At 71.9% G+C, this 12737-nt stretch carries 15 protein-coding genes; 8 read left to right on the top strand and 7 right to left on the bottom strand.

Annotated features, from left to right (window positions below; genetic code table 11):
- Positions 1 to 111: 111 nt before the first annotated feature.
- Positions 112 to 702, top strand: coding sequence for an AMIN-like domain-containing (lipo)protein (locus OO68_RS26900; RefSeq protein ID WP_051814825.1), 591 nt, complete (start codon positions 112 to 114; stop codon positions 700 to 702).
- A gap of 47 nt (positions 703 to 749) precedes the next feature.
- Here OO68_RS26900 and OO68_RS26895 read toward each other — a convergent pair whose 3' ends face one another.
- The 4 genes from OO68_RS26895 to OO68_RS26880 all read right to left on the bottom strand — a co-directional run bounded on the left by OO68_RS26895 (position 750) and on the right by OO68_RS26880 (position 3636).
- Positions 750 to 1853, bottom strand: a complete 1104-nt coding sequence (locus tag OO68_RS26895; RefSeq protein WP_033311734.1) for a GNAT family N-acetyltransferase — start codon at positions 1851 to 1853, stop codon at positions 750 to 752.
- A 97-nt stretch (positions 1854 to 1950) separates the two neighbouring features.
- Positions 1951 to 2334, bottom strand: coding sequence for a hypothetical protein (locus OO68_RS26890; RefSeq protein ID WP_245237174.1), 384 nt, complete (start codon positions 2332 to 2334; stop codon positions 1951 to 1953).
- Between the two features lie 139 nt (positions 2335 to 2473).
- Complete coding sequence (locus OO68_RS26885) at positions 2474 to 3151, bottom strand: hypothetical protein (protein ID WP_033311732.1); 678 nt, start codon at positions 3149 to 3151, stop codon at positions 2474 to 2476.
- Between the two features lie 101 nt (positions 3152 to 3252).
- Positions 3253 to 3636, bottom strand: coding sequence for a VOC family protein (locus OO68_RS26880; RefSeq protein WP_033311731.1), 384 nt, complete (start codon positions 3634 to 3636; stop codon positions 3253 to 3255).
- Between the two features lie 270 nt (positions 3637 to 3906).
- Between OO68_RS26880 and OO68_RS26875 the strand changes: the two genes are divergently transcribed.
- Entirely contained in the window at positions 3907 to 5259 is a 1353-nt protein-coding gene (locus OO68_RS26875) for a diacylglycerol/lipid kinase family protein (RefSeq protein WP_033311818.1), read from the top strand.
- Between the two features lie 80 nt (positions 5260 to 5339).
- Here the strand turns inward: OO68_RS26875 and OO68_RS26870 are convergent, their stop codons facing one another.
- Positions 5340 to 5666: an antibiotic biosynthesis monooxygenase family protein gene (locus OO68_RS26870; RefSeq protein ID WP_033311730.1), complete on the bottom strand. Its 327-nt coding sequence runs from the start codon at positions 5664 to 5666 to the stop codon at positions 5340 to 5342.
- A gap of 115 nt (positions 5667 to 5781) precedes the next feature.
- Between OO68_RS26870 and OO68_RS26865 the strand changes: the two genes are divergently transcribed.
- Positions 5782 to 6732, top strand: coding sequence for a TIGR01777 family oxidoreductase (locus OO68_RS26865; RefSeq protein WP_033311729.1), 951 nt, complete (start codon positions 5782 to 5784; stop codon positions 6730 to 6732).
- Positions 6733 to 6737: 5 nt separating this feature from the next.
- Here OO68_RS26865 and OO68_RS26860 read toward each other — a convergent pair whose 3' ends face one another.
- Both OO68_RS26860 and OO68_RS46935 read right to left on the bottom strand, forming a co-directional pair.
- On the bottom strand, positions 6738 to 7613 hold the full coding sequence (locus tag OO68_RS26860) for an SCO4651 family lipoprotein (RefSeq protein ID WP_033311728.1): 876 nt from the start codon (positions 7611 to 7613) through the stop codon (positions 6738 to 6740).
- Positions 7614 to 7722: 109 nt separating this feature from the next.
- Positions 7723 to 7872 carry a hypothetical protein gene (locus OO68_RS46935; protein WP_167345921.1) on the bottom strand — a complete coding sequence of 50 codons (150 nt, stop codon included), beginning with the start codon at positions 7870 to 7872 and terminating at the stop codon, positions 7723 to 7725.
- A gap of 140 nt (positions 7873 to 8012) precedes the next feature.
- Here OO68_RS46935 and OO68_RS26855 point away from each other — a divergent pair, with 140 nt between their 5' ends.
- The 5 genes from OO68_RS26855 (at position 8013) to OO68_RS26835 (ending at position 12711) form a co-directional block, all read left to right on the top strand.
- Positions 8013 to 8444: a hypothetical protein gene (locus OO68_RS26855; RefSeq protein WP_106974424.1), complete on the top strand. Its 432-nt coding sequence runs from the start codon at positions 8013 to 8015 to the stop codon at positions 8442 to 8444.
- 229 nt (positions 8445 to 8673) lie between these two features.
- Positions 8674 to 10314 (top strand): phosphoglucomutase (alpha-D-glucose-1,6-bisphosphate-dependent), encoded by a 1641-nt coding sequence (gene pgm, locus OO68_RS26850; protein WP_033311726.1) that lies wholly within the window; start codon positions 8674 to 8676, stop codon positions 10312 to 10314.
- Between the two features lie 217 nt (positions 10315 to 10531).
- Positions 10532 to 10819: a zinc-ribbon domain-containing protein gene (locus OO68_RS26845; RefSeq protein WP_033311817.1), complete on the top strand. Its 288-nt coding sequence runs from the start codon at positions 10532 to 10534 to the stop codon at positions 10817 to 10819.
- A gap of 168 nt (positions 10820 to 10987) precedes the next feature.
- Positions 10988 to 11473: an SRPBCC family protein gene (locus OO68_RS26840; RefSeq protein ID WP_033311816.1), complete on the top strand. Its 486-nt coding sequence runs from the start codon at positions 10988 to 10990 to the stop codon at positions 11471 to 11473.
- 230 nt (positions 11474 to 11703) lie between these two features.
- A complete protein-coding gene (locus OO68_RS26835; RefSeq protein WP_033311725.1) occupies positions 11704 to 12711 on the top strand; it encodes a trypsin-like serine peptidase in 1008 nt (335 codons plus the stop codon).
- Positions 12712 to 12737 lie beyond the last annotated feature (26 nt).

The raw sequence follows: 12737 nt of genomic DNA, 5'->3' as shown, positions 1-12737 counted from the left end.
GCTCCCCACCAGGATGTGCCATGCCCGGCGGTCCGGCGCGGCAAGTGCAACCTTTCGGCCCGCCCGGCCGTCTCACCCCACATCAGCCACATGCAAGCCTCGGGGGCGGCAATGGTACGCATCAGAAGAGCATGCGCGACTCTCGCGCTCGTCGGCGCGACGGTGGGAGTGGCGGCGGTCCCGGCCGGCGCCGCACCGGACGCCACCTCGCGCTCCACCACGAAGGCCACGACGTGTCCGACCGGCTGGGGAAGCCTGGCCAAGACGGACGCCGGCGCCACCGTCGCGCCCATGACGAACGTCAGGACCGGCCGTCACACCTGCTTCGACCGGATGGTCGTCGACGTGCCGGGCGCCGGCAGCGGTGTCGGCTACAGCGTCCAGTACGTCACCCGGCTCTACCAGGACGGTTCGGGGCGCGAGATCCCCGTGGCCGGCGGCGCCGTCCTCGCGGTGCGGGTCGTCGCGCCCGCTTACGACCCGGAGACCGGCGCGGCCACGTACCCGGGCCGGGTGGCGCGTCCGCTGCCGGGCGTGGACCTCACCGGGTACCGCACCTTCCGGGACACCAGGTTCGCGGGCAGCTTCGAGGGCGAGACCCAGATCGGCCTCGGCGTCCGCGCCCGGCTGCCCTTCCGGGTGCAGCAGCTGGACGACCGCGTCATCGTGGACGTCGCGCACAGCTGGACCGCCACGGGCTGACCGGACCGCACACCGCGCCCGGCTCCCCGGAGCCGGGCGCGCCGGTCTCAGCCACCGCGCAGCCGGCCGACTTCCTCCAGGGCCCGCGCCGCCGCGGCGGCCAGGCCGGGCCGGTTGCGGACGAAGCGGCGGGCCGCCCGGGCGGGCTCCCGGCCCAGCCAGTGCACGGCTCCTCCCGGCACCGCCCGTACCACAGCTCCTTCGTACACGCGCAGGTCGCGCGTCTTGAGCGACTCCTTGTAGCGGGCCGGACCGCTTCCCAGATCAAGCATCTCGACGCCGTCGGCCGCCGCGGCCTCCAGCATCCTCAACTGCAGCACGAGACCGGGGGAGTACTTGGCGTACGCGCGGTCGTAGGCCGGGAACCACCAGGACAGCACCGTGCGCGACCGCAGCCCGAAGTGCGCGGCCACCGGCCGGTCCGCGGCGTACAGCACGGACAGCACCCCGCGGCACTCCGGGTCCTCGCTCCTCCCGAGCAGCCCCACCAACCGGGTGATCCACTCCTGGGCGAACCGGTCCCGCCGTCCGGTCCGCCGATATTGTGCCGACTTCCACTCCATCAGAGCCCGCAGCGCGCCGGGGTCCCCGGCGTCGTACACGAAGCGCACCTCGCCGACCTGCCGGGCCAGCTTGCGCTCCTTGGCCAGGGTCTGTCTCAGGAAGCCCGGCGACTGCGCCCGCAGCCGTCGCGCGTACGCCTCGAAACCGTCGCCGATGTCGACGACCGGGGAGGCGAGCTCCTCGACCGCGTGCGGCGCGAACGCCTCCTGGCCGGCTTCGAGGTTGTCGAACTCCCAGGACGCCAGCCCGCAGACCCGTAACAGCCGGCGGGCGTCCAGCCGTACCCCGGGGCGCAGCACGGCCCCCTGACTGTCGGACACCCCCAGCCCGATGGCCCGGCCCCGCCCCAGCACCCCGGCCTCGTACGGGAAGAACCCCACGGGGGAGCCGTCGTCCTGCAGCACCGCCACTCGGGCAGCCGGCCTGACCTGCCCCACGGCCGCGGTGAACACCGGGTCGAGAAAGGGGTTCGCCGGGGCGCCGGACTCCGTCCGGATCTCCCGCCACATCTTCTTGTCGTTGGGGCCGAGTTCGTCCGGCCTCAGAACGAGAACGCGCTTTCCAGGCAACTCTGCCTCCTGTGTCATCGGGATGGGGACACATGAAGGCCTGCACATCACCGCGTACCGGCACCAGGCAGTACTCGGGCCGCACGGCGCAGGCCCTGGTCGGTACTGCCGTCACTCAGCAGCGGAACGTCTGCAACCGGGCGGTACTCGGGGCGGATCCGACCGCCACCGGACACGGAGGCGCTCCCGCCGCACGCAGGTGCGCACCACTCCCGCCCGGCACGGCCGCCCCGGTCACCACCGTGCTCGTCCCGGTCGCCCCCGCCGCCCGCGGCGTCCGCGCCGCGAGCTGCCGCCCGGACGGCTCCTCCTCGCACGGACAGGGCTCCTCGGCCCCTTCGGCCCCGGCGCTCGGGGCCACGCCCGGCTTCGTCGTGTCCGCCATCGTGACCGGCACCGCGGAGCGCGCCTCGTCCACGAGCCCCGGGGTGACGAGGTGCAGCAGCATCAGCAGGCAGGCCACCAGACCCACCGCCGCTGCCCCACGTCGCCGCACCATCAGACCCCCGACTCGGCCGGCTGCGCCTTCCAGTAGGCCGAGCCCGGCTCCACCCCGTCAAGCCCTGGTGTGACGATTCGTCCCAGTCGGGCGGCTGACGCCCGGATTCCAACGGAAAGCGCTGCCGTCCCGCGGGTGTTCAGCCCCCGGCGCTCAGCACCTCGCCCGGCTTCGGCGCCCGCACGTTCAGCGGCTCGTCGAAACCGCTGAACGACGTGGTGGTGCGTTGCGCGCCGCTCTTGTACACCGTCTTCAGCAGGTACGGCTCGCCTTCCTCGGCGACGTAGAAGGTGTACGTCCCTTCCTTGTCCGCCTTGTCGGTCACGATGACCTCGACGGCCCTGGTGTCTCCGACGCGGGTGGAGCCGCCCTTCTTCGCCGTACCGAAGGAGTCGAAGGGCCGTTCGCAGGAGGTGAGTCCGTCGCCGCCCGGGGAGGCCGGGTCGACGGGCGTCTTCACCCACAGCCTCTGCTCGCCGGTGACGCCCGGCTTCTTCTTCCACTTCTGCAAGTAGGCCCGGTTCGGACGGACGTAGTCGGTCGTGCCCAGCCGGATCTGCTCCAGGACGCCGCCGCCGGACCAGGTGGTCCTGGACCTGCATCGGCCGTCCAGATCTGTCACCAGGTGGCTGGTGACCGTGCCGCCGCTCGTGGTGCGGTTGGTGATGTCGACGGTGACGGAACTCAGCTTCCGCATCGTCGCGTTGGCCTCGTCGAGGATGTCGCCGGCGGTTCTGTCCTCGCCGGTGCCGCCGGCTCCGCACCCGGCCAGGGCCGCCGCCAGCAGGCAGAGCGCGGTCGTCGTCACGGTGGCCATGGCCCGCACGGAGCCCCCCTGTTGTTCGTGTCGGCCGATGATCAGCAGGGGAGCTTACCCGCCGGTCTCCCGACGGGCCGGGGCTTTTCTCCACCGGGTGGTCAGGAGCCCATGGCGGCTCGGTCGGACGCACTGCGCAGGACGCAGAACTCGTTGCCCTCGGGATCGGCGAGAACCGCCCAGCCCGAACCGTCGGGGTTGCGGTGGTCGGCGACGAAGGTGGCGCCGAGGCCCAGCAGCCGGTCCACCTCCTGGTCGCGCGAGGTCTCGGGGCGCAGGCACAGATGGATCCGGTTCTTGACCGTCTTGGCCTCGGGGACCTGGTTGAAGTACAGCACCGGCCCCTCCGCGAGCATCACCTGGGTCTCCCGGTCACCCGGTCTGTCCTCCGGATGCAGCGGACGGCCGGTCACCCTGCTCCAGAAGCGGGCCAGCCCGTAGGCATCCGCACAGTCGATCGCCACGTTCTGCACCACAGAGACCATGCGCGCGAGCCTTCCTGATCTTCACGCCGAACGCCACCGAGTTGCGGTTCCCGAGCCGAGGCCAGGCCCCCGGCGCCCGGAACCGCGCTCACGAGGCCGCGTACGCTACCGATGGCTCCGTCCCGATGGATCTGCGCGTCTCACGTGCCCCGCGGCGGGGGAGCCATCCAGGACGGCAGTGGCGAAGCCGGCAGGTCGGCGGGCACCATGGTCACGGCCGGGCGCGGTCTCGGGGATCCGCCCGCGCCGGCCTTCGAGCGGAGGGACGAGATGGGATCGGCGATGGACGAGCGGTTTCACCGCCGGCAGAGATGGGCGGCCAGGGGTGCCCTGGCCGCGGCCGCCCTGGCGGCCCTGCTGCCGCTCGTCTCCGGCGGTCTGCGAGGGCTGCTCCTGCTCGTGGCGGGCCTCGCGGGACTCGCCCTGACCGCGGCCGCGCTCTGGTGGGTCCTGTCACGGCGGGGAGTGGTCCGCATCGCGTCGGCCGCGCTGGCCGTCGTCGCGCCCGCCGGCCTCATCACGGCCTTCGCCGCGGCGAACCTGCTGTGGGTGGTCGTCCTGTCCCTGCTCCTGTGGTGCGGGGCGGTCTGGAGCGGCCGCTACGCCCTGCGCAGCACGGGCCTGCGGTCCGTGCGGGTCAAGGAGTACCGCACGCCGCCGCCGCTGCACCCCTTCCTGCTGCTCAACCCGCGCTCCGGCGGCGGCAAGGTCGAGAAGTTCAACCTGCGGGAGAAGGCCGAGTCGCTCGGCGCCCGGGTCGTCCTGCTCGACCCGGACCAGCACCAGGACGTCACCGCCCTGGCCAAAGCCGCCGTGGCCGACGGAGCGGACCTCCTGGGCGTCGCGGGCGGGGACGGCACCCAGGCGCTGGTCGCCGCCGTCGCCGCCGAACACGGCCTGCCGTTCCTCGTCATCGCCGCCGGCACGCGCAACCACTTCGCCATGGACCTGGGCCTGGACCGGGACGACCCCTCCACCTGCCTCGACGCCCTCACCGACGGCGTCGAACTCCGCGTCGACCTCGGGTTCGCCGACGACCGCCCGTTCGTCAACAACGCCTCGTTCGGCGTGTACGGGGCCGTCGTCCAGAGCCCCGGCTACCGCGAGGACAAGGTGGGCGCGGCCCTGGAGCGGCTGCCGGAACTGCTCACCCGGCAGAGCGGCCCGCGTCTGACGGCCACCGCCGACGGCATCATCGTCTCCGACCCGCAGGCGATCCTGGTCAGCAACAACGCCTACCGCATGGACGACCCCTTCGGATTCGGCCGCCGCGAGCGGCTCAACTCCGGGCGGCTGGGCGTGCTCGCCGTCCGCGTGGACAGTGCCGTGGAAGCGGCCGAACTCCTGCTGTCGCCGCGCCCGGAAGGGCTCACCGTGCTCACCGCCCAGCGCGTCGTCGTCGACGCCGACGAGCCGCAGCTGGAGGTCGGCCTCGACGGCGAGGCGCTCACCCTGCCCGCACCCGTCCACTGCCGCATCGCTCGCCGCGCCCTGCGGGTGCGGGTGCCCCGCAACCGGCCCGGAGTGCCCGAGGCGCCCCCACGGCTCGACTGGCGCCGCCTGCGCAAACTGGCGGCCGCGGTCGGCCGCACCGCCGTGCCCACGCGTTCCCGCCGGAGCTGAGCGCCGCCGCACGACGCCCCACGAGACGCCGAGGGCCCCCATGCGCGCGGCATGGGGGCCCTCGTACGTCACGCCGTCGGTCAGGCCTCCTTCGGCCCGGCCTGCTGCACCACCTCGAAGGACCACAGCGTCGAGCCGCTCGCCGCCGGCTTCGGCCGCTCGCCGCCCTCGCCGCCGCCCTGGTGCGCGGTCTTCATGGGCCCTTCCATCCAGGCCTGGAACGACTCCTCGTCACGCCACCGGGTGTACACGAGGTAGGTGTCGGTGCCCTCCACCGGGCGGAGCAGCTCGAACCACTCGAACCCGTCGGAGTTCTCCACGGCGTGCGCACGGGAGGCGAACCGCTTCTCCAGCGTCTCCCGCTGCTCGGCGGGCACGGTCAGCACGTTGATCTTGACTACGCTCATGGCCCCATCTTGCCCGATGGCGGATCTGCGCAGGTTAAAGCCCGCCTCTCCCAAGGTTTTGAACACGTTCAAATGTGAGCTAGGGTCGTACTCACACATCGAGGGGGAGACCTTCATGAAGTTCGTGATGCCCGGTGGCACCGGACAGGTCGGCACGGTCCTGAAGCGCGCGCTGAGAGCTGCCGGACATGACGTCGTGGTGCTCAGCAGGCACCCCGCCGGGCCAGGGGAAGTGCGGTGGGACGGCGCGACCCAGGGGCCCTGGGCGGCCGAGATCGACGGCTGTGATGTCGTGGTCAACCTGGCCGGCCGGAGCGTGAACTGCCGCTACACACCCGCCAACCTCCGGCAGATGATGGACTCGCGGGTCCACTCCGCCCGGGTCGTGGGCGAGGCCGTCGCCGCGGCGAGCGAACCGCCCCGGCTCTGGCTGCAGATGAGCACCGCCACCGTCTACGCGCACCGCTTCGACGCGGCCAACGACGAGGCCACCGGCGTGATCGGCGGCACCGAACCCGATGTCCCCGGCTACTGGGGGTACAGCATCGACATCGCCAAGGCCTGGGAGCGCGAGCTGGAGGCCGCGGACACCCCGCACACCCGGAAGGTGGCTTTGCGCGCCGCCATGGTGATGAGCCCGGACCGCGGAGGAGTCTTCGACGTCCTGCTGCGCCTGGCCCGGCTGGGTCTCGGCGGCCCGGTCGCCGGTGGCGCCCAGTACGTGTCCTGGATCCACGACCGGGATTTCGTCCGGGCGGTCGAGTTCCTCGTCGCCCGGGACGACATCGAGGGCCCGGTCAACCTCGCCGCCCCGGGCCCCGTGCCGCAGCGCGCCTTCATGCGGGCCCTGCGGGCCGCGTCCGGCGTCCCCGTCGGCCTGCCCGCGACCCGCTGGATGGCGGAACTCGGCGCGTTCGTCCTGCGCTCGGACACCGAACTGCTGCTCAAGAGCCGCCGTGTCGTCCCCGGCCGCCTGCTGGAAGCGGGCTTCGCCTTCGAGCACCCCGAGTGGCCGCAGGCCGCGGACGACCTCGTACGACGCCTCCGCGGCCATGCGGTGGGGTGACCCGGTCAGCTCTGCCGCTTGCCCTGCTCCAGAGCCTTGCCGGTCATGTCGGTGACCTGTCCGGCCGGCGGCTCGTCCGCCTCCACCTCGGTACCGAAGTCGGTGAAGTCCATGACCGTGCGCACCGTGACCTTCTCGGGCGCGGACGAGGCGTCGGAGGAGGACCGCTGCGTCGCCTCCGGGGCCTTGACGGTCATGTCGATCTGCTGACGGCGCATCCGCCCCTCGTCGTCCAGCCAGACGTCCATCGGCAGGGTCGGGCCGACCTGCTTGCGCAGGGTGTCGCCGTTCGGCAGCTCGGCGACGTCGACGGAGACGCGGTAATGCGTGGTCTCCACACCGTTGACCGTGGCCGTGCCCTTCTCGGTCACGTCCTTGTCGGTGATCGCCTTGGCGTACGCCGCGGACTGCGCCGGATCGCTCATGGGCTGGTCGCCGGTGCCCTGCTGCGCGGCGACCTTTCCCAGGTCGATCTTGATCCAGGGCTTACCGCCGGGCGCCTGCCCCTTGGGCATCCTCTGGTAGAGGACCTGGTCGACCACCCGTTGCTCGATCCGCTGTCCCTGCACCGTGAGCGTCATGACGCTGTCGCCGTCGTCCAGGTCCACCACGCCCTGCCCGTTCGCGGTCTGCGAGGCGCCCTGGGCCGAGGTCTGCACCCGCAGCTTCACCTTGGCGGTGTCCTCCTCGGCCGTCCTGTCGTAGGCCGACCGCACCGCCTGGGTGCCCTGCTCCCGGGCGCCGGCGCTCGATGACGCCGAGGTGCCCTGCGCGCCGTCGCCCGAGTCACCGTCGTCGCCGCAACCGACCAGCACCGTCCCCGCCAGGGCTCCGGCGACGCCTAAGGCACAGACCCGCCTGCCGTTTCCCGCCCTGCCCATCGAATCAGCTCCTTCTCAGGTGTGTGTGGTGCGGCTCAAGTGCCCAAGCCGGACATGAACACACCTGTAGGGAAGAGAAGTTGGATACCGGGAGGAACGGGCGCCCCCGTCAGTGGCCGCGGCCCCTGAGCTTGCCGAGCAGACGCTGGGCCTGGGCCCGCTTGCGGGGGTCGGCCGCGGCCCGGCGTGCCTGTTCCGCGGCCCGCCGTCCCTGCGGGCTCTTGGCGAACTCCTTGATGCGATTCAGCATTCCGGCCATGACGCACCTTCCTTCCTGTGGTGATGACGCTTGCCTGTGTAGTGCGCCTACCCCTCCGACGCGGTGCCCAGGCACACCTCCGCCCGGTCGGTGCGCGACCGAATGTGTTTGCCGCCGGAGTCAGAGGCAAGTCGGTGTCCATGACTGAAGAGAACAAGCGCGCGAATCAGAAGGCGACGACCACCGTACGGACCGCCGAGTCCAAGGCCCGCGGCACGGCCGACAAGGCCACCGCGTCGGCGTCCCAGGCGGCGAAGGGCGCCGCGGGCAAGGCCGGTGAGGCCGCGTCAGCCGCCAAGTCCGGCGCGGAGCGCTCCACCGAGACGGCGAAGGCGGCCGCACAGACCGCGGCCAGGGGCGTCGAGGCGGGCCGCCAGGCGGTCGTCACGGCCTCCGGGCACGTCGCCACCACGGCGAAGACGGCCTGGACGGTCATCGCCCACCGCAAGCTCGTGGCCGCGGGGGTCGGAGCGGGCCTGACCGCCCTGAGCGCGGCGTCCTACGCCGTCGGCCGCCGTGCCGAACGCGGCGCGCACGGCCCCCTCACCCGGCTCACCGGCGGGCGGATCTGAGTACGGCCGGCGCGATGGACGTGCCGGCACGAGGGAAGCAGGCGGCGCGGCGCGCCACCGGGGGTCCCGGTGGTCCGTGGCGCCGCCTCCCCGTGCCCCGGACCACCCTCTCCTCCGTGGGCCGGCGCACATCCGCCCCTCACCGTGGTGCCCCTCTCGCGCGGCACCACGGTGACGAGGAAGGATGAGACCGCAAGCGAACGATCAACCCTTACGGAGGAGCGGGCCCATGCAGCACGAGCGAGCGGGAAGTCCGGCCGGACCAGAGGATCTCGTCGATGTCGCTCGGCTGGTCACCGCGTACTACGCGCGCCGCCCCGACCTGGACGATCCGGGCCAGCGCGTCACGTTCGGGACCTCAGGACACCGCGGATCGTCCCTGGCGGCCGCGTTCAACGACGACCACATCGCCGCGACCAGCCAGGCCATCTGCGAATACCGCGCCGGTCAGGGCATCGACGGCCCGCTATTCCTGGGCGCGGACACCCACGCCCTGTCGGAGCCCGCGCGTGTGACCGCCCTGGAGGTGTTCGCCGCCAACGAGGTGACGGTGCTGATCGACGACGCGGACGGCTACACGCCGACCCCGGCCGTCTCGCACGCCATCCTCACCCACAACCGGGGCCGCACCACCGGCCTCGCGGACGGCGTCGTCGTCACGCCCTCCCACAACCCGCCCGCCGACGGCGGGTTCAAGTACAACCCGCCCAGCGGCGGCCCCGCCGCCTCCGACGCGACCTCGTGGATCCAGGACCGGGCCAACGAGATCATCCGCGGCGGCCTGAAGGACGTACGGCGCGTCCCCTACGCCCGCGCCCTCGCGGCCCCCACCACCGGCCGCTACGACTTCCTCGGCACCTACGTCGCCGACCTGCCCGGCGTGCTCGACCTGGACGCGATCCGCGCGGCCGGTGTCCGTATCGGCGCCGACCCGCTCGGGGGTGCGTCGGTCGCCTACTGGGGCCGCATCGCCGAACAGCACCGCCTCGACCTCACCGTGGTCAACCCGTACACCGACCCCACCTGGCGGTTCATGACGCTGGACTGGGACGGCAAGATCCGCATGGACTGCTCGTCGCCGTACGCGATGGCCTCGCTCATCGAGCAGCGCGACCGCTTCCAGATCTCCACGGGCAACGACGCCGACGCCGACCGGCACGGCATCGTCACCCCGGACGCCGGCCTGATGAACCCCAACCACTACCTGGCCGTCGCCATCTCCTACCTCTACGCCCACCGCGACCGCTGGCCGGCCACCACCGGCATCGGCAAGACCCTGGTCTCCTCCGCCATGATCGACCGGGTCGCCGCCGACCTGGGCCGCGAGCTGGTCGAGGTGCCCGTCGGCTTCAAGTGGTTCGTGGACGGACTGCTGGGCGGCACCATCGGCTTCGGCGGGGAGGAGTCGGCCGGGGCTTCCTTCCTGCGCCGGGACGGCTCCGTGTGGACCACCGACAAGGACGGCATCCTGCTCGCCCTGCTCGCCTCGGAGATCACGGCGGTCACCGGGAAGACCCCCTCCGAGCACTACGCGGCCCTCACCGCGCGCTTCGGTGAGCCGGCGTACGCGCGCATCGACGCCCCCGCCTCCCGTGAGGAGAAGGCCCTGCTCGCCAAGCTCTCCCCGGCCCAGGTCAGCGCCGACACCCTGGCCGGGGACGCGGTGACGGCGGTGCTCACCGAGGCTCCCGGGAACGGCGCGGCCATCGGCGGCATCAAGGTGACCACGGACAACGCCTGGTTCGCGGCCCGGCCCTCGGGCACCGAGGACGTCTACAAGATCTACGCCGAGTCGTTCCTCGGCCCCGACCACCTCGGCCGGGTCCAGGAAGAGGCCAAGTCCGTGGTGCTGACGGCCCTCTCCGCCTGACACCCCGGCACGGCACAGCCCGGGCCGCCCTCACGCGGCCCGGGCCGTGCGCGCTTCGGCTGCGCAGGCTGCGGGCCCTCCGGACCGTTGGCGTCCCCGCCGTCACCCGACCGGACCAGCCCGTGCCGCGCTCTCCACACGAACGAGGGGCCAGAACCCCCGGTGTGCCCGCGATGCAGGACACTGGATGAAGATCCGACCGGGAAGGACCGAACACGTGATCATCTTCGGCACCAAGGGCTACCTCTACCAGCTGGCGATACTGACGCTGGTGTGCGGCCAGTGCGGGAACCCCGCCGCTCACACGCTCAGGAAGCGCATCACGAAGTTCACCCTGTTCTTCGTCCCGCTGTTCCCGATCTCCACGAAGTACCTGACGCAGTGCACCTTCTGCGGAGCGGAACAGAAGGTGACCAAGGAGCAGGCGGAGCAGCTCCAGACCCAGAGCACGAACGGCCCGAGCGGCCAGGCGTACGGGCAGCCGCAACAGCACGACCGGTTCTGATCCCGTCGTACGCCCGGCACAGCTCATCTGCACCTCCACTTGTGCCGCTCGCTGATCACATCCGATGTGGCAAGCCGAGCATCCCGGGTACTCGTCCCGCACGGGCCCGGACCTGTGTGGGCCGATGGGCCTCCCGCAGTCGAACGGTGAGAATACGGAGGCATGCAGATGAGCACCATCAAGGAAACCGTGGAAGTCGACGTCCCCGTCCACACCGCCTACAACCAGTGGACGCAGTTCGAGGAGTTCCCGAACTTCATGGAGGGCGTCGAGGAGGTCAGGCAGCTGGACGACCGCCACAACCACTGGACGACCAAGATCGGTGGGGTACGGCGCGAATTCGACACCGAGATCGTCGACCAGCTGGCCGACGAGCGGGTCACATGGCGCACGACCAGCGGAGACACGCACCAGAGGGGCTCCGTCCGCTTCGAGCGCCTCGACGACACCCACACCAGGGTGGAGCTCGTCATGGACATCGAGCCCAGCGGAGCCGTGGAGAAGGCCGGGGACATGATGGGCACCATCGACCGCCGGGTGAAGGGCGACATGAAGCGCTTCAAGCAGTACATCGAGGAGCGCGGAGTCGAATCCGGCGCCTGGCGCGGGCGCGTCCAGCCGGGCGGCCCGAGCGGCTCCGGCCCCATCCTCTGACACCAGCCGCGCACTCCCGAACCCGGTCTCCCCCGTGAGGCCGGGTTCTTCTGTGTCCGCATGTCCCGTTCCACGTGGGGAGTGCGTGCGGTTTCGGCCAACGTCATGACATGCACCTGTCCAAATCGGCCTCCCGGTGGCACGCTGCCCCCTGACCGTCCGCAGTGACACCCCTGCCTGACCGGGTGGAGGCTTCCCGCCGCCCGGCCCCCACAGCAGAAGGAGACCGCGTGATAGGCCGACCCCGCAGCCCCCGCCCGTCCGGCGGCGGCACCCCCGTCCGCCGCTCCGTCCTCGGCGCGCTCGCCGGCATCGCCGCACTCCTGGCGACCGGCGTCACCGCCGCACCGGCGAGCGCCGCACCGGACCCCGGCACGACGACCCTCTTGGCGCGGGAACGCGCCCTGGCCTTCTGGACCCCGCAGCGGATGCGCGAGGCCACCCCGCTCGACCTCCTCTCCGTCGACCGCTCCGACGTACGGGCGCCGGCGCTGCGCACGGGCAGGGCGAAGGTCGTCGCCCCCAGCGCGCCCGCCTCGGCCGCGGGCCCCCAGGCCTTCCCGCACGGCGGCGGACCCTGGTCCGGCGGGGGAGCGGTGACCAAGACCGCGGGGCGGGTGTTCTTCAGCTACCAGGGCCGCACCGCGTCCTGCTCCGGCAACGCCGTCACCAGCGCCAACAAGAGCACCGTGATCACCGCGGGCCACTGCGTGAAGATGCAGGGCGCCTGGCACACCAACTGGGTCTTCGTACCCGGCTACCACGACGGTCAGCGCCCGTACGGCACCTGGGCCGCGTCCAAGACCCTGTCCACGCCGCAGTGGACGGCCAGTGAGGACATCAACTACGACATCGGCGCGGCCGTGGTCGCCCCGCTGGACGGGAAGAGGCTCACCGACGTCGTCGGCGGGCAGGGCCTGGCCTTCAACACCGGCTACAACAAGGCCATGTACTCCTTCGGCTTCCCGGCCGCGGCGCCGTACGACGGCGAGAAGTTCATCTACTGCAGCGGCACCACGACCCGCGACTTCCTGCTCTCCAATGACCACGGTCTGACCTGCAACATGACCGGCGGCTCCAGCGGAGGCCCCTGGTTCACCCAGTTCAGCGAGGCAACCGGGACCGGCCTGCAGTCCTCGGTGAACAGCTTCAAGTACAACTTCTTCCCGAACTCCATGTACGGCCCGTACTTCGGCACGGACGCCCAGAACCTGTACCAGAGCGCCCAGTCGTCCTGATCCACCGTCCCACCGGGAGCCGGGTG

The sequence above is a fragment of the Streptomyces iakyrus genome (assembly GCF_000717055.1).
Classification (GTDB): Bacteria; Actinomycetota; Actinomycetes; order Streptomycetales; family Streptomycetaceae; genus Streptomyces; species Streptomyces iakyrus.
The sequence above is the reverse complement of the archived record's forward strand: the minus strand, read 5'-3'. Positions and strand labels throughout refer to the sequence as shown.